Genomic DNA, 21,557 nt, shown 5'->3' with positions numbered 1-21,557 from the left:
TCTTTTTTTATTTGTGATCTACCACGTTACTGACAAACGGTCAGTAAGCTAAAATAAACCTGTCAAAGACTACGCTTTATTAAGTTCGCTGAACTTTTTATAGTCGATCTCCTGCTCGTCTATTGTTGCTACCGATTTGATATAATCAAACGTTTTGATGGCCTTTACTTCTTCGAAAATCCGGTTCGCATTCTCTTTATCCTGCAGGAACTGTACGGTGTATTGAGCAAGCTGATCTTCAGGCATCGGGCTCGGACTGTACATGCGGAACTGCGTATCCAGACGTTCTTTCGCTGTTTTGAAAACATCTTCGTATTTGATCTCGATGTTGTTATCTTTCATGATCTTGTTTTCGATCAGTGTCCAGCGAAGATTTTTTGCAAAATCGTCATAACCCTGCTCCAGCTCCTCGTCAGTCAGTTTTTCGTTGGTAGCTTTTAACCACCGGCGCAAAAATTCATCCGGAAGTTCGAGTGTATATTTTTGAAGCAGTTTTTCGTAGATCTCGTTTGAAAGCTGACGATCAGCATCCTGTTTGAACATGCCCTCAACTTCCTCTGTAATTTTTGCTACAAAGCCGGCTTCGTCAGTTACGGTACCCTCACCGAAAAGCTTGTCAAAAAACTCCTGGTTCAGATCAGCTTCTTCAAGACGATTTACATTTTTAACAGTGATTCTAAAGTCTGATTTAAGTTCCTTAGCATCATCTTCGCTGATGTTCAGCACTTTTGCAAGATGTGCATCGTCTTCGAAAGCTTTCTTCAGATCAACCTTTACCTCGTCATCTTTTTTCAGGCCCACGAGCGATTTCAGGATTTCCTGATCCAGAATCAGGTCGAGACGGATCGACGCGGTATTGCTGATACCACCTTCAAATACTGAACCGTCTGGCGAAAGTTGTGTCAGCTCTGCCCAAAGTACATCGCCTTCTTCCGCCACTTCCGGGTTGGTCATTTTGCCGTAGCTTTTACGGATGTTTTTGATACGGCCGTCAAGCGTTTCCTGATCAGCTTTCACTACATAACCAGTGAACTTGTCTTCTGATGTAATCTCAACATTCAGAGCCGGAGCCAGACCCAGCTCATAGTCAAATTCGAACTCATCATTGCCATCCCAATTAAATTCTTTGGTATCGTCCATTTTAGGAAGAGGCTGACCAAGAATTTCGAGCTTTTGTTCACCAATGTATTCGTTCAGTGTATCGTTCAATAAGTTATTGATCTCATCTACCAGGATGCTTTTGCCATACATTCTTTTGATATGTGCCGGCGGAACCATTCCTTTACGAAAACCGGGAAGATTGGCTTTTTTTGCCTGCTCTTTAACCGCTTTATCTACGCGTTGGGTGTAATCTTCAGGTGTGATCTTGATCTTTACGATCGCACCAAGGTTGCCTTGCTTTTCCTGTGTGATATTCATTCTGTTGAAGTCTTTTTTGTTTTTCAAGTCCCCCGCTTACTTTCCTTCCGGAAATCAGCGCTTTGAGGGGCTATTTTATTGGGTTGCAAAAGTATAAAAAAAATTCAGCTAAACGAAGAACACAACGAATTTAAGGACGCGCCCGTACGCCACCTTCGCGGGTTACTCGAGCGGAAGGATCACCTCAAACCTTGAGCCCTGCCCCCTTACAGAACTGATTTTAAGCTGTCCTTTCTGCTGGTCAATAAGATGTTTTACGAGCGATAAGCCGAAGCCGTATCCTTTCTCACCTGAGGTACCTGTACGGCTTTGTACCGTTCCCTGCATGATGTCGTCTATCAATTTCTGCTCCATACCCTCACCCGTATCAATGACCAGGATTTTCAGCTTTTGGCTGCCTACATCTGATAAGAGATCCAGATCGATTGTAATTTTTCCGCCGGAGGGCGTAAATTTTATGGCATTAGAAATCAGGTTACCGGTTACCTGCATAAGTTTAGGCTTTGGAAACGGGATCGATGCGCGTTCAGGGTTGATGTGCATTTCCAGTTCGATATTTTTTCCGTGCGCCTGGGGGGCATATAACCGGAGCAGTTTTTCCTTAAGCACGAGCATGTTAAAATACTGATCGCCCGAACGGCTCTTACTCTGCTCGTCTGAAAGTATTTCATCGGCAAGGTCAAGCAGCGATTTACTGCTTTTATGGATCATTGATATGAAATCAAGAACCTCATCAAGTTTGTTTGCCTGTCCCTGCTGACTGATAATTTCTGACAGCCCGATTATGCCTGCAAGCGGCCCGCGAATATCATGCGCAACCTTCTTTCGCGTTTCATCTACCTTTTTAACCTGTTCTTTGAGGTCATAGATTGCTTTATAAGATTTGAGGCGGTTTACTATTTCATTGGCAATGATCTGCAGCAGGGAGACCTTTTCGGGGTCGAGTTCCTGTTTGCGGCTGTCGAGTACACACAGGGCGCCTACAGCTTTTCCCGGCTCGACTTCAAGCGGCAGCCCGAAATAATAACGCAGTTCAAGCGGTCCGCTTACATAAAACTTATCGGCAAATCTCGGGTCTTTAGACAGATCGGGAACCTCAAACGAGCGCTCGCCCATAATGGTGTGCTGACAAACTGAGTCTTCGCGCGGCATCTGGTCTATTTCAAGACCATGACCGGCTATACTCCACTGTGTGTATGAATCGATCAAATTGATCAGGGATATCTCGGTGCCGGCAACCCGGGCAGCAAGTTCAGTAAGATCTTTGAAGTTTTCCTTAAGACCGGAGTAATCAAGATCAAGCTCGGCGAGGCTCAACAGACGTTCGTTTTCCCGCTCGGGGATTGGATTGTTGTCTTCCATGGATGTATTTTTATTAGGGCTTGGTCAAATCTAGTATTTTTCCTGCATATCTGCTTTTCCGTAATTTCACATTCCCGGCTGCCTGTCAGAAATACGCAACAAATAAATGAAAAAGCCGCAGGGTATGGCTTAAATTTTTTCTTTAACAGTATCTTTCCGGCTGAATATTCTTATGAAAGAAAAGGTAACTTTTACGTCCTCGCCGCTTGGAAAAAAAATGCTCAGGATCATCCTGATCGCCGGCCTCTCTATTCTCGCCCTCTCATTTTTCATTCCGCGTAAGGCAGCGTTTGATGTGAACATGTTTGACACTTATCACATTCTTTCCAAGCGAACATTTTATCATGCAACGGGCCTTTACCTGCTTCTTTGCTGTCTTGTGTACCGGATAAACGGCCGCACGCCATTTTTGAACCGGCTTGCAGTTGCGCACCTGCTTTTAACGCTTGTTCCGGTTATCTATGTACTGGGAAGAATAGGCGGTTTCAATAGCGAGGAAGCCTTCATTACGCCTGCGGCGGACAACAAAGTTTTTTTCTTGCTAACCATCGTATTTATTGCCGGTCAGGCTTTGCTACTGCTTAACCTGGTTATTGGCGCGATCAGGCTGTCAGGCAGGAAGAGCTAGAAAATTTGAGTGGTTTAATTGTTGGTTTCTGCATCAAGGATGATGAGTCATTGTTGTCCGGTGTAAGTTTTTACGAAAGTCTATAGCCCCACGCTATCCAATACATGTGAGCTGTGGTATCGGGCCGCTCACCGCCGCAGGAGCTCCTGCTTTTTAACAAAAAGAAGCGACCTGAGCGTAGCCATTTTTACATTCTGCCTTATACTATTCAGCTTAGCCTTACAACCATGAAATAAACAAGTATAAATAAACAAATTTGTTTATATTTGATACATGGAAGAGACGCTGAAAAAATTCAAAGGTATTCATCCGGGCCTGATCCTGGACCGGGAGCTTAAAAGGCGTAAAATAAGAAAGGGGCCGTTTGCGCTTTCTTTACCAGAATATCCGCAAACAATTTCTGCTATCACAAAAGGTAAGAGAAGCTTAACTCCTGAGATTTCTTTAAAAATCGACCGCGCACTTGGTTATGAGGACGGCACCATGCTTGTTCTACAAGCATACTGGGCAATTACCCAGGAAAAAATCAGAATGGAAGTTCGGGACCATCCTGAGCTCAGTGTATTCAGGAAGGCTTTATTCTGGGACACGGATATAACGAAACTGGATTGGGCGGCTCAGTACAAGGCGATTATACAGCGCGTGTTTGAAAGAGGAAATGAGGCTGAAAAGGAAGCCATTTTGCAGTACTACGGAAGTGATAAAATCAGAGAAGTTACCGGGGAAAGCGAACTGGGCGGGAACCGTATCACGGTTGAAAAACCAGGTAGAAAGTCTTAACTATGTTTTGGAATACAGTTAACGATGACCTGCGATACAGTTTAATGAAGCTGATGGGGGCTTCAGAACTGGCTGAATTCAGGCTGGTTGGCGGCACTGCATTAAGCCTGCAGTTAGGCCACAGAATTTCAATCGACATCGACCTGTTTACAGATGCACCTTATCGTTCTGTCAATTTTGATAGCATAGACCATTTCCTGAAAAATACTTTTGAATACATAGAAAGTGATTTTGGCGTAAATCCGGGACTTGGTAAATCATATCTGATCGGGCGCGAAGCTTGCAAAATGATAAAACTTGATTTGTATTATGCCATGGACCCTTTCTTTCGACCGGCCGTCGTGTCTGAGGGTATCAGGATGGCCAGTCTGGAAGAAATCATAGCAATGAAAGTTGATATCGTTCAACGCGGAGGGCGAAAGAAAGATTTCTGGGACCTGCACGAGTTACTTGAACGTTATACGATCAGCGAAATGATTGAATTGCATCGGCAACGATCCGAATGGACACACGACGAAAGCCTGATTTTACAAAACTTCACAGACTTTCAGACTGCAGATACAGATTTCGATCCTATTTGCCTGCGGGGGAAACAATGGCTTTTCATCAAAGATGACTTTGGCTTAGCACTCTCCGGCGATCATTAGCTCTCCATCGCAATTCTTTGCGAAAATGCCCTCGATCCTTTTCTTTCTACGTTCCACTTTTGACTTTCCCGCCCTGCGCCGACTACCAAAAAACAGCGCAAAAAAAATCCCGGCCGGTGCGGCCAGGATATCAAAACATGTGCGGAAGAAGGGACTCGAACCCCCACGCCGTGAAGCGCCAGATCCTAAGTCTGGTGCGGCTACCAATTACGCCACTTCCGCAGTTAGGATTGTTTCGGACTGCAAAGATAGCAGTTGAATGCGCTTTTCAAAAAAAAAACTTTAATATATCTTGTTGTTATAAGATTATCAGGCACTTAAATTTACCCGAGTTGTTTCTGCCATTCGAAAAAATACTGCACGGCTTTAACCATCCGGCTTCCGTACCAGCTGAACATTTCGCCGTCAACGAGCATGATGCGCGCACGCGGCAAAATCTGTTGAAGTTCCGCTACGTGCACCTCGCCAAAAGGAAACGGTTCTGAGGAAAGCAGCACAAGCTCCGGATCGATCCGCTGAAGATCTGCGACAGCGAGCGCCGGGTAGCGCGTTTCTGCAACCGCGTTATACAAGCCGTTGTGCATCATGACCGAATCGATAAATGTATCTTTTCCCGCAGCCATCCAGGGTTTTCGCCAGATCAGGTAAAGCGTGTTGATATGCAGGCGGTGCTCTGCCGCCAGCAGCGAAAGATCCCTGTACCCTGCAGAAATAAGATGCACAAGGTAAGCGGCCTCAGGCTGCCGGTCTACCAGGCTGCCAATCTCGCCGATTGCATGAAGACTTTCATCCACCGTATCAATATCGCTCACCCAAACCGGAAAGCGTGCAGCAAGTGCTTCGATATCTGAACGGGTGTTTTCTTCTCTATTTGCAATGATGAGATCCGGTTCAATGGCACTGATCAGAGCCAGGTCAAGCTTCTTCGTACCACCGACCTTTGGTCTCCCGGCAAACTTCCCGATCGGGTGGATACAAAACTTCGTCACACCGGCAACTTCCTCATCAAGGCCGATATCGAAAAGTAGTTCGGTGATTGATGGAACAACCGAGACGATTTTTCGCGGCGGAAAGGGAACATCGACCTGCCGGCCGAGCTGATCGGTAAAACTTCTGATCATCATGAGCGCGCAAGTTACAAAACTGCATGGTTTTGCAGGCTATCATGATCATCATGCAGGCGTCTGAAGAACCAGAATAACAATCCAGATCTGCTAGATCAGTGCGCTCAATACCTGGTCATCTTTGACAACACCATCTTCGATGGTCAGAATCCGGTTCCCGTATTCAGCGTTCTTTTCGGAATGCGTTACCTGTATGATCGTAATCCCCTCTTCTTTATTCAGTTTACGGAACAGATCCATAATTTCGGCCGCCTGAACAGACTGCAGATTGCCCGTAGGCTCGTCTGCCAGGATCAGGCCTGGCTGGGCAACCAGAGCCCTTGCTATTCCAACCAGCTGCTGCTGGCCGCCGCTTAGTTGATTTGGAAAAAGATCTTTTTTTGCAACCATATTAAAACGGTCAAGCATGTCTGCGACCCGGCTTTTGCGTTCGGCAGACGGCACCTTTTTATACATCAGCGGCGCCTCGATGTTTTCCTGTACGGTCATCTCATCGATCAGGTGATAGGCCTGAAATACAAAACCAATGTGGTTTCTGTACAGTTCAATCCGCTTCCTTTCGTTTAACGAAGTAACATCTTCACCCATAAACCGGTAGCTGCCATAGGTAGGTTCTTCAAGCATACCCAGTATATTCAGCAGGGTCGATTTACCCGCTCCCGAAGGCCCCATCACTGAAACAAACTCGCCTGCATTGATCTTTGCAGTAACATGTCGCAGTACATAATGTTTCACCCCTTTATTGGCGTGGTATTTTTCAATATTAGTCAGTTCGATCATATCAGATTAGTTCAGAGGTATTATTCGTACTTTAAGGATTTTACCGGGTCAGCCTGCGCTGCGCGGCCTGCCTGAATGCTGACGGTGATCAGACAGATCAAAATAGAAATGACGGTAGCACAGACAAATGGCAGCAGCGGCATCTCGATGCGATAGGCATAATTGTCAAGCCATTTTCTTGTAAGCAGATAAGCTACCGGCCAGGCGATCAGGTTCGCCAGCGCAACCAGGAGAATGAACGAGCGGTTCAGCATGGATATGATCTGCAGATCTGACGCGCCGAGCACTTTTCTTACAGCAATTTCCCGGGTGCGGCGTTTCGCCGTAAACGTGGATAAGGCAAACAGTCCGAGAAGCGAAAGCATGACAGACAGGCCGCTGAACACAAGCGTCAGATTTTTGAGCCGCATGTTTTCTTCCATCGCTTTTTCAACTGATTGGGCAACCGGCACAGACTGCATCGGAAAGTCCGGATACATCTTTTTCCATTCATCATTGATAGCTGCCATCACTGCCTTTTCATTGTTCCCCGAGATCCGGACAAGCAGGTTGTTCGTTGACGAGGTCCCTCCCAGCTGTGTAACCTTGTAGACAGTAGGCAGAACAGCTTTGTCCAGTCCGTCGTAGTGGTAATCTTTGATCACGCCAATAATGCTGAAACTGTTCTTTTGGTTTTCTCCCAGGATATCATATTGCTCCCCTACCACATTTCTGCCCAGCAATCTGGCAGCGCTTTCGTTCAGCACCACTGAATTGATGGTATCCTGTTTATACGCTCTGGAAAAAAGACGGCCCTGACGCAGCTGTACCTGCAGCGTGCTGAGGGCGTCCATACTTACTGTCACCGTGCTCAGACTGATCTTTTTGCCACGGTACACAATTTCTGCCGGAACGTTAAAAGCATTTCCCATGACCTGAGTCGTGGTAGAAACAGAAGCAACGCCCGGTAACCTGCGCAGCCGGACGGCGAAGTCTTCCGCATAATTTGTATGCAGATTAATGAGTTTGTCCTTGTCAAAACCCAGATCCCGGTTGGAAATAAAATTAGCCTGCATCTGCATAACGCCAACTGCAATGATAAAGATCACAGAAATGACAAACTGGAAAACAATCAGCGCATTCCGCAGCCGTAGTCCGCGCAGGCCATGTTCATAACTTCCCTTCAGGACCCTGACCGGGTGATATCCAGCCAGAACCAATGCCGGGTAAATTCCCGCTATCAGCGTTACAAGGATAAACACTATGATAAGCTGCAAAGCGAGCGACACGATATCCGGATGCTGCCAGAAGTTCAGATTCACATTAAAATGTGCATTGAAGGCAGGCAGAACGAGCTCTATAAGCGCGATGCACGCAAACAGGGATAATAATGCCTGAAGACCCGCCTCACACAAAAACTGGAACACGAGCTGCTTTTTATGGACACCCAAAACCTTTTTTACGCCAACTTCTTTCGCGCGCTGAACAGATTGAGCCGTGGCCAGATTAACGAAGTTGATCACAGATATAATAAACAGAAATGCAGAGATCAGCAGTACCGGTCTGAGCCGGTCTATCCAGTTTTCGCCAAATGGCGGATTTGCGTGCACATCGCCTACCGGCAGCAGGCGCATTCCTGCATAATTGCCTTTTGCAGTATATTCCTTCCAGGAAATTTTCCGGGCAGAAAACATCCGCTTCCGGTGTTCCAGGTAAATACGGTCCACATTTGTTTTCAAAGCCGCCGTATCTGTCGCGCCGGTTAAGCGCGCATAAACGGTGCAATAACGGCTTGCTGCCAGCTGCGCAGGATCTTTATCCCTATCGCCCGTGTGCATGATACCTGATATGTCGAGGCTTTTCGGACCTGTTGGCTCCTCGATTATACCTGTAACGGCCAGCACGTGGCCTGGATCAGTTCGCCACCTGAAAACCCGGATTGTTTTACCGAGCGCGCGGTCAGTTCCGAAAAGTTTTATAGCCAGGCTTCGGGTCAGCACGGTCGTACCTGGTTTATCTATCGCGCCGGCAGGATCGCCGTACAAAAACTTATAAGAGAAAACGCTGAAAAAGTTGCGGTCGGCATCGCGCATGCCTTTAATCATGCGCGGCTGCCCATCTCCCGGACGAACAGAAAAACCATCGCCGCCCCAGTCACTGTCTACACGTGTAGCCGCCAGCACCGCCGGTACTTTTTCCTGGAGCAACATCGCTGCCCTGCTGTCGACAATGTCCTGCCAGTGCTCCCTATTGTCTGGCGTGGCAAAATCGTGACGTTCACGCACCTGGTAAACATTTTTCAGATCAGGTGACCACTGGTCGTAGCTGCGCTCGTGGTCAATATACAGCAGCAACAGGATGAATGCCGTGAGACCAAGCGTAAGTCCCAAAACATTGATTGCCGCGTACGCCTTATTTTTTAACAGATTTCTTAGCGCAATGCGCAGGTTAAGTCTTAACATAACAGAGTCTATTGGAAGTCCTTGAGTATAGGTTATATCGCTGTCTGGTACTTATTCATATTTTAAAGCGTCGATGGCATTTGTACGGGCGGCACGGAACGAACGAAGTGAGACGGTGACGAACGTGACGAGCAGCGAAACAAACATGGCAAGCAAAAATGGCCAGACGCTGAGCTCAATCCGGTAACTGAATTGCGACAACCAGCGCGACACGAATATATAGGCGAGCGGCCAGGCAACCAGGTTGGCGCATAAGACCATGATCATGAACGAACTGTTCAGCAGGCGAACCAGTTCAGTGGTCGATGCGCCGAGAACCTTGCGGATGGCCAGCTCCCTTGTTCGCTGTGTAGCTACATAAGAGATCAGACCAAAAAGCCCGATAAAAGAAATAAAGATGATCACACCTGCAAATATCTTGAACAGTGTGCCGGTAATGCGCTCACTTTCATAATATCCTGAAATCTGCTCATCCATAAACGTCGAGCTGTAGACATATTCCGGCAGCATATCATTCCACACCTTTTCTATGAGCGGCATAACTTCAATAATCGCCCTGCTGTCCATCTTAACGGCCAAAAGTTCATAGGTACGGATGTGACTGCCGAGCAGGATTGGAGAAATCGTTTCCCGAAGCGTCATGTTATTGAAGTCTTTCACTACGCCTACAATCGGTGCGCGCCTTCCTCCCATCGTAATGTATTTGCCAAGCGCATCGCCGGCGTTCTTTACATTCAGTTTTTTGAGCAGCGTTTCGTTTACTACATATTCCCGTATCGTATCTGCCCGTTGAAGAAACCGCCCCGCCAGCAGCTTAAGCCCGAAGGTACTCTGGTAATGTTCATCAGCAAATTTTGTATTCACCTGGAAAGATTCATTTTCAGTGCTGTTGTAGCTGAAACTGCTCTCATTGTTATTTTGCGAAGAGGGCGGCGCGCTGCACAAACTGACTGCTGTGACGCCCGGGAGCTTAAGCACCCGCTCGCGGAGATTTACAAAGCGCTGTCTTGAGCTGCTGTCGTTCGGGATACTGACAAGTGCAACCGCCTGAGAGTTAAAACCAAGCGGCTGGCTTCTGATATAACGCATCTGTTCGAGGATGACAAGCGTGCCGATGATCAATACAATGGTAATGGCAAATTGTACGACAACCAGAATCCGCCGCAGGCTCATCCCGCCTGAGGCCGTGCTGCTGATCTTATTTTTTATAGCCAGTGCCGGGCTGAATCCGGAGATCACAAGTGCGGGGTAAAATCCCGCGAGGAAACTGACCAGCAGCACCAGGCCAGACATAAATAAAAAGATAACCGGGTGACTGAACAGGCTGAACGAAAGATCGTCATTGAAAAGCGAGTTAAGCCCCGGGATAGCCAGTTCTGCAAGCACGCAGGCAACGATCAAAGCTAAAACAGTGATGGCCAGCGTTTCGGTCAGAAACTGGACGATCAGTTGTTTCCGCTGGCTTCCCATTACCTTTCTTACGCCTACTTCTTTTGACCTGCCTACCGCCTGGGCGGTGGCGAGGTTTATAAAGTTAATGCATGCAGTAAGAATGAGGAAAAGGCCGATAACCGCCAAACCGTAAAGTTCCTTTTTCGGAATAACCGTACCGGCCAGGTTTCCATATTCGGTATTATAATGAATATCAGACAAAGGCTGCAGGGAATGACTTTCCTTGCCCGGGCCGGTGCCGTCATAATGTTTTTTGACGAATTGTCTGATCGGCTGTTCAAGCGAAGCCGCAGACACACCCGGCTTTAAAAGCACATAACATTCAGAGGCAGACGTTACTGAGCCCCAGCTGTCCATGTCAGGACTTTTATACGTTTTATAAGAAATGACGATTTCAAGCGGGAATGATGTGTTGGGTGGGATGGTAGCCAGCACACCAACAACCTTCAGGGTCGTTGTCTGGTCAAAAATTATCGACTGACCGATTGCTGCATCGGCGCTGCCGAAGAAGGTACGTGCAAGCGAATCAGAAAGGACAACCGTGTTTGGCTCGTTCAGCAATCCCGACTTCCCTTTTTCCCAACGGAAATCAAAAATATCGAACAGCTCTGGTTCAGCATAGAAGACTTGCCTGTTCACTTTGAGCTTTTCGCGCCCATCAGGCCTGGTGACTTTAATGATTCCACTGCTGCGCTGTATGGCTGCGACCTTTTCCAGGCCGGGCAGGTCTTCGCGAATGGCCCGGGGCAAAGGCCGTGGCGTTCCCTGAGAATGAAACTGGCCCTCGGCATAAGTCCATTGCGAAACGACGCGGTAAATACGCTCCCGGTTGGCAAAATCCTGGTCAAAACTGGTCTGATACCGGATAAACAAAAATATGAGCAGACAACAGCCCATCCCGACAGAAAGGCCGAGAATATTGATAATTGTATAGCCGCGGTTCTTCCAGAGGTTACGCAGCGCTATTTTGAGATTTAGTTTGAACATGGTTTGTTGGTGTATTGAGGAAGAGTTTTTTGTTTCTGATTATTCGTATTTCAAGGCAGCAACGGGGTTTGCTTTCATGCTGTGCCAGGCCTGAACGGTAACGGTAACGATGGTTATAAGCAGGGTTGCAGCACCGGCAAACAAAAATGGATAAAGCGGAATCGAGATGCGGTAGGCAAAACCATCCAGCCAGGCCTGGGCAAGCAGATAAGCCAAAGGCCAGGACAACAGGTTGGCGAGCAATACGAGCGCGATAAATCCGCTGTTCAGTAGCTGTAACAGCTGCAGATTACCTGCTCCAAGTACCTTCCTGATGGCAATTTCCTTGTTTCTGCTGCCGATCAGGTAGCGGGCATAGGCGAACAGCCCCATCATGGCAATACATACAGTGAGTACTGAGGCTGCAACAAATACCTTTTGGAGTTGCTCCTGTTTTTCGAAAAGACGCCCGTAAAGCTCGTCAAGAAAATGATACCTGAAATGCTCACCATCCAGTTTATTGATGTCTGCCCATCGCATTTTTAAGGTTGAGATGGCCGCAGACATCTGTGCGGCATCAATTTTAAGTAAGATCCGTGTTTTTGGATTGCTGCAGGGATTATTGATGGTATAGATTGTTGGCTGAACGGCATGTTCGAAACCCTGCGCTTTAAGGTCTTTGGTTACGCCGACTATCCGGTAAGTTTTTTCGCATCCGCGGATGATCTTCCCGATCGGATCATTTAATCCATACCTTGCTACCGCGCTTTGATTCAGGATCGCTGCATCCGCCGTGTCGGTGCCGAATTTCTCAGAAAATGTTCTTCCTGATACGAGGGGAATGGATAAGGTCTCGAAATAATCAAAATCAACATTTACAAAATCGATAGATGTTTCCCTGCCCTCAGCACTGTAACGTGCGGTGCCGGTCTTTGATCCGTCAGGAATGTCGGTAGCCACGGTGGCGCTCCGCACACCGGGAATAGTGAGCAGCTGATTACGTATGGATGCAAACTTATGCGGCTCATTGAAGAACGCCATATTTTTGATCGTAATAACCTGTTCAGCGCGAAAACCAGTGTCTTCGGTACGCATGTAACGCAATTGGGAAGTGACGATCATCAGCGCAGCGATGAATACGGCTGCTGCCGCAAACTGGAATACCAGCAGACCTTTTCTAAGCCAGGTAGTTTCCCGGGAGGTCTGAAAGTTGCCCTTCAGAACTGCTGCAGGCCGGAAACCCGAAAGCACCAGCGCAGGGTATCCGCCGGCGGCGAGCGTAATAAACATAATGATAAGGGGAAACTGCCAGACAAGCCCTGTTGACAGCGTCCGGATAACGAGCGGAACCTGAAACACGGCATTAAATTTCGGAAGCAGCAATTCAGCAATAATGAGCCCCAGCACCGATGCCAGCAGGCACTGTAAAAATATCTCAATTACAAACTGTCTGGCCAGGTTATACCGTGCTGCGCCCATCACTTTTCTGATACCGACTTCTTTTGCACGGCCAGTTGCCTGGGCAATGCTAAGGTTTGTGAAATTGATGCAGGCAATAAGCAGAATCAGCAGACCAAGCGTAAAAAGTGCCACGACTATCTTGAATGGACCGTTGCTGCCCCAGGCAGGTTTCAGGTGTGCGTTTACGAGGGGATCAAGAAAGACCGACACCGAGGTCACAGATGTGCCCTGCGCATGCGCTCCCGAGCGTATAAGCTCCTGGCGGTAAAGCATTGTTAACTTTTTCTGCAGTGCAGCTCTATCCGTTCCCGGTTTGACACGGAGATAAGTAAAGTAGTTGTTATGACCGTACCCCTCGCCCGCTCCCAGTTTATTTTGTATCGACAGGGCGTCGTATTGCAGCACCGAATGGGGATTGGCCAGCGTTGCCCCGGTTACCGCACCCGAAAATCCCGCAGACTTGCTGCCGAGTATAACCATTGCAGGTTTGTGGTCCTTTTTGCCAGGAAATAACGTCTGCAGGGCTGCGCCCGGCAAATAAAATAAAGCGCCGGTTTCGCCATCCGGCTTTTTCAGGCCACCCTCAGGCCGGAGATCGAAGAGACGGGCTGCATCATAATCAACCATTGTATAATCTGCGGTAAAGAAGGTATTGTGGGCGCTGCTTACCGCAAAATCAAAACCGGCCTTCTTCACCAGTCCTACTAGCTCAACTTCCGGAACCGAATTTTTAATTACTTCACTCAGCGTTGGCGGTGTGTAGGGCGTCTTCATTTCCGGCAGACTTCTTCCAACCTGGTACACGCGCTCAACATGCGGAAGTTTGCTGTCATAACCGGTTTCGTAACCAACGTATAATACAATAAGTACAAATGCTGCCAGCGCCACAGACAAGCCACCGATATTGATCGTCGTAACCAGCTTATTTTTCCACAGGTTACGCAGCGCTATTTTCAAATTCAGTTTAAACATGAGGTTTCTATGTTTCGTTCTCGCGGGATTTTTATATATGCAGTTTCAGCCGGCTTATTCGTATTTTAAGGCGTCGGCAGGGTTTGCCCTTGCCACTTTCCAGGTCTGCAGACTCACGGCAGCAAGCGCAACAAGCAGCGACGCCAGGATCGCAATCGCGAACGGCCACAGGCCCAGAGATTGGCGATAATCAAAGCCCTGTAACCAGCGGTTCAGCAGGATCCAGGCAATGGGACACGCAATCGCATTTGCGGTAAGTACAAGCCTGATAAAATCTTTGTTCAGCAGCACGAGAATGCTCAATAGATCGGCCCCCAGCACCTTCCTGATGCTGACTTCCTTGCTTCGCTGTTCGGCCATGAACAATGCAAGGCCAAGCAGCCCGAGGCAGGAAATAAAGACGGCGAAACCACCAAAAATATTTGCCAGCGTACCAAGCCTGCGCTCGTTCCGCAGCGTATCAGCCAGCGCATCGCTGATAAACCGTGGTTCCGGGGAAAAACCGGGATTAAACTTTTCATAAAGGGAAGTAATAATTGAAAGTGCCTGACTTCCATTTACTGCGGGATTAAGCCGCAGCAGCAGGGTATTCGTTTTACGCCGGCCCGTATCCGCCATAAAAAACAATGTTGGAGACACCCTGTAAGCCGAAGACTGGTAAGAAAAGTCTTTCCAGATACCGAGAATGGTAAAGGCCATATTACCATAGCGGATCTCCTTACCAATTGCAGCAGTGTTTAGGTTCATAGCCCTGGCCGCACTTTCATTCAATATAACACCGCTGCTGTCGCTGCGTTTTGATGGATCAAAGCCACGGCCAGCCACCGTGCCAACGCGGAGTGTCGCATCCAGCCCCGGGTCGGTCTCACGGATATTCATGACAATTTTTTCATTCGGCTGCATGCCTGGCCAGCTAAAGCTGTCGCTGTTATTGCCGCCGTTTGTCAGGGAGGTAGACAGGCCTGAAACCGCTGTAACGGCTCCGGACTTCAGAAGCTCGGTCTTAAATAATGCGTTAGTAGACTCGTTGCCAAGTTTACCATTGCGGCTCAGTTCGATCAGATTTGTCTCATCAAAGCCGAGCGGCTTATTTCTCAGGTAAGAAACCTGGCGGTAAATTGCGATTGCACCGACAATCATGCAAACAGAACAGGCAAACTGGAGCACAACCAGCAACCGGCGCACACTTAATGATCCCTGCCCCGCTTTAAACCCTTTCAGCGCCTTTACCGGCACGAAAGAAGACAGGTAAAATGCCGGATAACTGCCCGCAAGCAAGGCAGTTATGATTGTCAGACCGAAAAGAAGCAGCCAGGTATAAGGGCTCTGGTAGTCAACCACAATCGCCGTATTGAGCAGGTTATTAAAAAATGGAAGGCAAAGTTCTACCAATACGAAAGCAAAGATCATGGCGAAACATGTCAGCAGAACGGCCTCAGCCAGGAACTGCATGCTGAGACTCATGCGGTCAGAGCCAAGCGCCTTACGCACGCCAACTTCATGCGCACGTTTTTCAGACCTGGCGGTTGAGAGATTCATATAGTTGATACAGGCGATAGCGAGCACACAACCGGCCAGCATCAGAAAGATCCTGAGCTGATCTATGGAGCCGCCCACAGCTTTGCCATTTCGAAAGTCATTATAGAGGTGCGTCTTGGCAAAAGGAAAGAGAAAAGCTTCAGTATTATTCTCCGGTTGATTTTTCCGTATCAACCGCCTGATTGCCCGGTCTGCGGCTTCAAAGTTTGCACCCGGTTTGAGCAGTATCAGTGCATTTGAGAACCCGTTCCCCCAATTGTTATAGTTCCGCCCGGGCTCTTCGCGTTGCATAAACGTCCAGTTCATGATGACGTCGAAGCGGTACGTCTGGTTCGGTTCCGGATCACTGATTACGCCACCTACCTTCAGCATGTGTTTATTGTCCCATGTAACCGCCTTGCCCACTGCCCGTTCTGCACCAAACATCTTCCGGGCGGCCTGGTCGGTCAGGATTACCGCGCCCGGATCTGATAAGGCGGTGGCGTTTCCCTCTATAAAATTGTAATCAAAAATATCCAGGAATGCGGGATCGGCATACAATGCAGTCATGTTAACAGCATGTTTGCCCCGACTTAACAATTTGTAAGCCGCATTGGTACGGCTCGCTTTTTCAATACCAGGTATGGTCTGCAGCGCAGTCGGAACAAGCAGATTAGGCAGTGCATTGGATACGGGACCGTAGGTTTCAAGGTTGCCGTTATTGCTGTAGTTCTTACACACACCATAAATCCGGTCTATCTTGCTGAACTGACGGTCGTATTGCCACTCATATGAAACGTAGAGCAACAGCATCAGGCATGATGCCAGGCCGATAGTCAGGCCTGAAATATTAATCAGGGCAAACCCCTTATTTTTCCAGAGGTTTCTGAGTGCTATTCTTAAATTCAGTTTGAACATCTTTTTGTCTGCCTTCCGGCTGCTTTAACCTGTAATGCCCAGCTTCCCTCCGGGGAAGCACGGGCTACAGGGCCAATAAACCAAAAACTATCTTTTTATCAGATTAATTCGCCTGTACGCGCTTTATTCATTTTTTCGGAAATAACGTGACCGTCTTTCAGGTTGATAATGCGGTTGGAAAAACTCGCATCATGCGCGGAGTGTGTTACCATAACGATCGTTGTGCCCAGTTCATTCAGCTCACAAAGCAACTCCATCACCTCGTTACCATGCGAGCTGTCCAGGTTTCCTGTAGGCTCATCGGCCAGAACAAGTTTTGGCCTGGTAACCAGGGCACGGGCTACAGCCACCCGCTGTTGTTGTCCGCCGGAGAGCTGCTGCGGAAAATGTTTGTTCCGGTTAACAATGTTCATCCGCTCGATGATCTCATTGACCAGCTTTTTCCGTTCGGCAGCACCTACCTTGTTATAAATTAACGGAAGCTCGATGTTTTCAAAGACGGTCAGCTCATCGATCAGGTTGAAGTTTTGAAAAACAAAGCCCATGTTTTTTTTACGGAAATTGGAGCGGTCCCTGTCACGCAGGGTCAGCAGTTCGGTATCAAGAAAGCGGTAACTTCCGCTCTCAGGTTTGTCCAGCAGTCCCATTACATTAAGAAGCGTGGATTTACCGCAGCCCGACGGCCCCATAATCGATACGAACTCGCCAGCCGCAACCTGGAGGTTTATGCCATTTAATGCGGTTGTCTCGATTTCTTCGGTTTTGTATACTTTCTGAAGATTTTCTATAGTTATCATGCTGATAGTTTGTGAATGTGGTTCTGATTTAGTTTGTAAGTTCTACGACATCATATTGGGTAAACTGGTCGTATGATGATGTGATTACCGATTCGTTCTTTTGAAGTCCGTCAAGCACCTCATAATACAGGTAGTTTTTCCGGCCGATCCGTATGTTTCGTTTACGTGCTTTTCCATCGGATACAACAAAAACCCAGGCCCCGCCCGTAGTCTGAAAGAACTGTCCCTGCGCGAGCAGTAAAGATTTACTGTTGTCTGAAAGGGTCAGTTTGAGCTGAAGCGAAAGGCCGCGTCTCAAACCTTCAGGCGTAACGCCAGCAAATGTGAGCTCGACCTGGAACTGCCCCGCAGTAACCTCAGGAATGACCTTCCTGACCGTCATCTGATACGATTTACCGTTAAACTCACACTGGGCGGTCTGGCCCTCTTTAACACGGTTGATATAGTATTCATCTACACCGGCCTGAAGTTTATAACCCTGCATCACATCGATCTTACCGATCATCTCATTGCTGCCGTAAGATTTTCCCACAACCGGATCGTAGGAAGAGAGTTTTCCCGAAACGGGCGCCTTAATGGTCATATTTTCAATGTTTTTCCTGATAATTTCCAGGCTCTCATTCATACGCTGTACAGATTGGTCGATCTGGGCAAGCTGCAATTTACGGCTTTGATTTTCCTGGTCGATTGCCTGTCTGAGAATCTTTTTCTTGCCCTGATAGTAACTAAAGTCCTGCGACGACTTTGCGAGTTCCATCTGCGTAATAACTTTTTTTGCATAAAGCTGGCTATCCAGCCGGTACTGCCTGGTTGCGGTGCGCAGGTTGTTCTCTATATCCAGCATATCCTGGTTCAGGACGCGCTGATTCTGCTCCAGATCCAGCCGCAGCTTGCGCAATTGGTTGATCTGTTCGGTGATTCCGGTTTCGCTTGATGTATAGCCTAACATTGCGTTCGGATTCGAAATTTTCAAAAGCGGTGTACCTTTCTGTACCGTCGCTCCGTTTTCTGTAAAGATCTGTTCAACAACGCCGCCTTCAGATGAACTAACTATAACCGAGGTGAGCGGAACAACACTGGCGTTCAGGAGCACGACATCTTCAAAATCCCCGTATTCAACTTTGCTTACCGTCACCTTGTCAGGATCTGCCCGGTAAGTTTTTGTCAGCGACAAACTATATCCGTAAGCAACCAATCCAAATATGGCTATCCCACCAACCAGCATAATGATCGCTTTTTTACTAAACCGCTTCTTCGCTATGACTTTGTCCATGTGTTCGTTTGGTATTTAGCCATGCTTTGCCAATGGTATGCCAATGAAAAAATAAATAGTTATACTATTGATAGTGAGCAATTTAAGAATTATAGATACAAATAACTGTTCGTTTTCGAACAACTGGCGTACGCTGCCGGACAGTTAATTATTAATTTTGATAAACATGCTGCTCCGGGCATGCTGGCGATCAGGCAATATCTGCTCACGTGTCGGCATAGTCAGGATACAACGCTCTGCGGTGCAGCCTGTCAACGCCAGAACAAACAAATATGATCAACGCAACGATTCTTGTCATTGACGACGACGATGATATCCTTCTCAGTGCCAGACTGTTTCTGAAACAGCATTTCAGTCAGGTTCTGACCTGCAAGTCGCCAAAAGAGATTAATGTCCTGTTAAGCAGGAATGAGGTTGATATCATTCTCCTGGATATGAACTATCAGAAAGGCGCGAGTGATGGTCGGGAAGGAATGTATTGGCTTGAGCATATTCTTTCGATAGACCGCGAATACGTTGTGATCCTGATGACTGCGTACGGCAGTGTAGAACTCGCAGTTCGTGCCATCAAAGAGGGCGCAACAGATTTTATCTTAAAGCCCTGGGAAAATGAAAAGCTTTTCGCCACGCTCTCTGCCGCCTGGAAACTGCGCCAGTCTACAAAAAAAGCGTCGAAGCTTGAGAAGATCCGCTCTTCGCTGCAAAACGACATGGCAAGCCGCGCCGGGGCCATTATCGGTAGCTCCCCTGCCCTGCTCTACGTTCAGCGCACCATGACCAAGGTAGCACCTACCGATGCAAATGTGCTCATCCTTGGTGAAAACGGGACGGGTAAACAGGTTTTTGCCCACGAACTTCACCAGTTATCGGCCCGGAGAAACCAGGTTTTTATGCATGTAGACCTCGGTGCGTTGAACGAAAATCTTTTTGAAAGTGAGCTTTTTGGTTATGCGAAAGGCGCCTTTACAGATGCGCGCGAGGACAAGGCAGGAAGATTTGAACTGGCAGACGGGGGCACGATTTTTCTTGACGAAATCGGGAACCTCAGCCTGCCTCTGCAGGCAAAACTACTAACTGTACTGCAAAACCGGACCGTTACGCGGCTGGGCGAAAGCCGCGAGCGTAAAGTCGACGTGCGTCTTGTGGCGGCCACGAACATGCCCCTCGATGAGATGGTAACAAAAGGCACATTCAGACAGGATCTGTTGTTTCGCATCAATACTGTCGAACTGGTACTGCCGCCACTGCGCGAGCGGGAAGACGACGTTATGGAGCTGGCTACCCATTTTATGCAGGTTTTCAGTACCAGGTATCATAAGGACTGCCGCTCTATAGACAGCCGCGCTTCACGTCTGCTGCAGAATTACCCGTGGCCCGGAAACATCCGCGAGCTGCAGCATGTAATTGAACGTGCCGTTATCATGGCAGATAATAACTTCATTTCAGAGCACGATCTTCAGCTGCGCCAGTCAGCGTTCCCTGCCGCGGCACCTACAGATATGCAACTTGAGGAAATGGAAAAACATATGGTAACCAATGCACTGAACAAACATAAAGGCAATATTTCGCGGGCTGCTGCAGAATTGGGACTGACCCGCGCCGCCTTGTACCGGCGCATCGAAAAATTCGGAATCTGACGGCTATGTTTTATCAACGCTTTACCTTCCGACTGCTGTCCAGGCTGATCATCATCAACCTGCTTGCCGCCCTGCTTTTTTACCTCATCAGCAAAACCGAGCTCTGGTTTACCATTGCGGGCGTGTCAATGGTGCTGATCGGTGCAATTTTCTCCTTATCAGCCTTTGTCAGCCAAATCCGTTCGGATATTAAAAGATTTATTCTAGCGGTAAAAACACGCGATCACACGCTCAATTTTCGAAATAAAGCTACCATCGGGAGTTTTCCTGAGCTCTACAATTCTTTTGATGACATTATTCAAAGCCAGAAAAACTTTGAACTCGAGCAGGAAGCCATGTATCAGCTAATGAAGACTATCCTGGAGCAGGTTCCTGTCGGTGTGGTGGTCATTCGGGATCCGGGGTCGACAGCTCTATCTGAGATCGTATTTTTTAACCAGGCAGCCAGTAACATGCTTAACATCCCGGCTTATAAATACTGGCAGCGCATGGAGCGACATCTCCCCGAGTTTGCAGCAGAGATTGGCAAAATTATGCATGGCGGCAAGCGGTTTATCGAACTGAGGCTTCCGGAGAAACTGATCCAGCTTTCTGCTGAAGTTATTCCGTTACAGTTGTACAAAACGAAGTACACCATTCTGTCTTTTCAGAATATTAAAGATGAGATCGAGCAGAAAGAAACTGAGGCCTGGAACCGGCTGATCGGTGTGATTTCGCACGAGATATTAAACTCAATTACACCGATTAGCTCATTATCAGACACATTGAATGGTATGGTTTCGGGCAGAACAGAACTGGGTCCGGCAGAACTCGAAGACCTTGTGCCGGCTGTGCAAACGATTAAACGCAGGTCTGAAGGCCTGCTGGACTTTGTAAAAGACTACCGGCTCATTGCCGAACTGCCTAGTCCTCAGCTTGAGCTGCACAGCATCGGTGAGATTCTTTCGCACACACGGACGCTCATGCGGCCTTTTGCAGAAGGAAAAAACATCCAGCTGCGCATAGATCAAACTTCGTCGAAAATCAGCATCCGGATTGATCTGAAGCTTATTGAGCAGGTACTGATCAATCTCATCACAAACGCGATTTATGCCGTGGCAGCAGCCGAAGATCCGCAAATAACCATTGGTTACCGCCTCGAACAGAACCGGCTGCTCATTGACGTGAGCGATAATGGAAGGGGAATTTCTGAAGAAAATCTCGAAAAAATCTTCGTTCCTTTTTTCACCACCCGGCCAAACGGCTCCGGCATTGGCCTGACCATTAGCCGCAACATCATGAAAATGCACAAAGGCAGCATCGAGGTAAAATCGCAGGAAGGTGCTGGCACAACCTTTTCGCTTGTATTCAACTACAATTAACAGGCCTTACCGCGTGGAGGG

Annotated in this window: 15 protein-coding genes and 1 tRNA gene; 5 read left to right on the top strand and 11 right to left on the bottom strand. The window is 47.9% G+C overall.

From position 1 onward, the window contains the following. Positions 1 to 69 precede the first annotated feature (69 nt). Together tig and EJV45_RS06985 are read right to left on the bottom strand one after the other, a co-directional pair. Positions 70 to 1,419, bottom strand: a complete 1,350-nt coding sequence (tig, locus tag EJV45_RS06990) for a trigger factor (protein WP_129714947.1) — start codon at positions 1,417 to 1,419, stop codon at positions 70 to 72. A 162-nt stretch (positions 1,420 to 1,581) separates the two neighbouring features. Further along, the gene (locus EJV45_RS06985; RefSeq protein WP_129714946.1) at positions 1,582 to 2,781 is read right to left on the bottom strand and encodes a GAF domain-containing sensor histidine kinase; all 1,200 of its coding nucleotides are present in this window, start codon (positions 2,779 to 2,781) and stop codon (positions 1,582 to 1,584) included. A 172-nt stretch (positions 2,782 to 2,953) separates the two neighbouring features. On the opposite strand from EJV45_RS06985, the gene EJV45_RS06980 reads away from it, so the two are divergent. The 3 genes from EJV45_RS06980 (at position 2,954) to EJV45_RS06970 (ending at position 4,836) form a co-directional block, all read left to right on the top strand. Further along, positions 2,954 to 3,409, top strand: coding sequence for a hypothetical protein (locus EJV45_RS06980; protein ID WP_129714945.1), 456 nt, complete (start codon positions 2,954 to 2,956; stop codon positions 3,407 to 3,409). Between the two features lie 273 nt (positions 3,410 to 3,682). Next, positions 3,683 to 4,189 carry a plasmid maintenance system antidote protein gene (locus EJV45_RS06975; protein WP_129714944.1) on the top strand — a complete coding sequence of 169 codons (507 nt, stop codon included), beginning with the start codon at positions 3,683 to 3,685 and terminating at the stop codon, positions 4,187 to 4,189. 2 nt (positions 4,190 to 4,191) lie between these two features. Further along, complete coding sequence (locus tag EJV45_RS06970; RefSeq protein ID WP_129714943.1) at positions 4,192 to 4,836, top strand: nucleotidyl transferase AbiEii/AbiGii toxin family protein; 645 nt, start codon at positions 4,192 to 4,194, stop codon at positions 4,834 to 4,836. Between the two features lie 140 nt (positions 4,837 to 4,976). On the opposite strand, the gene EJV45_RS06965 is transcribed toward EJV45_RS06970, so the two are convergent. The 9 genes from EJV45_RS06965 to EJV45_RS06925 all read right to left on the bottom strand — a co-directional run bounded on the left by EJV45_RS06965 (position 4,977) and on the right by EJV45_RS06925 (position 18,538). Continuing rightward, positions 4,977 to 5,058 (bottom strand) — tRNA-Leu (locus EJV45_RS06965). Positions 5,059 to 5,159: 101 nt separating this feature from the next. Next, on the bottom strand, positions 5,160 to 5,960 hold the full coding sequence (locus EJV45_RS06960) for a helical backbone metal receptor (protein WP_240755220.1): 801 nt from the start codon (positions 5,958 to 5,960) through the stop codon (positions 5,160 to 5,162). A gap of 90 nt (positions 5,961 to 6,050) precedes the next feature. After that, complete coding sequence (locus tag EJV45_RS06955; protein WP_129714942.1) at positions 6,051 to 6,740, bottom strand: ABC transporter ATP-binding protein; 690 nt, start codon at positions 6,738 to 6,740, stop codon at positions 6,051 to 6,053. 20 nt (positions 6,741 to 6,760) lie between these two features. Beyond that, on the bottom strand, positions 6,761 to 9,181 hold the full coding sequence (locus tag EJV45_RS06950; protein ID WP_129714941.1) for an ABC transporter permease: 2,421 nt from the start codon (positions 9,179 to 9,181) through the stop codon (positions 6,761 to 6,763). A gap of 51 nt (positions 9,182 to 9,232) precedes the next feature. Beyond that, positions 9,233 to 11,620, bottom strand: coding sequence for an ABC transporter permease (locus EJV45_RS06945; protein ID WP_129714940.1), 2,388 nt, complete (start codon positions 11,618 to 11,620; stop codon positions 9,233 to 9,235). Between the two features lie 39 nt (positions 11,621 to 11,659). Then, positions 11,660 to 14,032 (bottom strand): FtsX-like permease family protein, encoded by a 2,373-nt coding sequence (locus EJV45_RS06940; RefSeq protein WP_129714939.1) that lies wholly within the window; start codon positions 14,030 to 14,032, stop codon positions 11,660 to 11,662. Positions 14,033 to 14,086: 54 nt separating this feature from the next. Beyond that, the gene (locus tag EJV45_RS06935) at positions 14,087 to 16,468 is read right to left on the bottom strand and encodes an ABC transporter permease (RefSeq protein WP_129714938.1); all 2,382 of its coding nucleotides are present in this window, start codon (positions 16,466 to 16,468) and stop codon (positions 14,087 to 14,089) included. 98 nt (positions 16,469 to 16,566) lie between these two features. Continuing rightward, positions 16,567 to 17,265, bottom strand: coding sequence for an ABC transporter ATP-binding protein (locus EJV45_RS06930; RefSeq protein ID WP_129714937.1), 699 nt, complete (start codon positions 17,263 to 17,265; stop codon positions 16,567 to 16,569). Positions 17,266 to 17,293: 28 nt separating this feature from the next. Beyond that, complete coding sequence (locus tag EJV45_RS06925; protein WP_129714936.1) at positions 17,294 to 18,538, bottom strand: efflux RND transporter periplasmic adaptor subunit; 1,245 nt, start codon at positions 18,536 to 18,538, stop codon at positions 17,294 to 17,296. A 272-nt stretch (positions 18,539 to 18,810) separates the two neighbouring features. Here EJV45_RS06925 and EJV45_RS06920 point away from each other — a divergent pair, with 272 nt between their 5' ends. Together EJV45_RS06920 and EJV45_RS06915 are read left to right on the top strand one after the other, a co-directional pair. Then, positions 18,811 to 20,175 (top strand): sigma-54 dependent transcriptional regulator, encoded by a 1,365-nt coding sequence (locus EJV45_RS06920; RefSeq protein ID WP_129714935.1) that lies wholly within the window; start codon positions 18,811 to 18,813, stop codon positions 20,173 to 20,175. 5 nt (positions 20,176 to 20,180) lie between these two features. Next, entirely contained in the window at positions 20,181 to 21,536 is a 1,356-nt protein-coding gene (locus EJV45_RS06915; RefSeq protein ID WP_129714934.1) for a PAS domain-containing sensor histidine kinase, read from the top strand. Positions 21,537 to 21,557: the final 21 nt, after the last annotated feature.

Origin of the sequence: Pedobacter sp. SYP-B3415 (genome assembly GCF_004138205.1) — a bacterium.
Lineage (GTDB): Bacteria > Bacteroidota > Bacteroidia > Sphingobacteriales > Sphingobacteriaceae > Pedobacter.
This window is presented reverse-complemented; position numbering and strand designations above follow the sequence as displayed.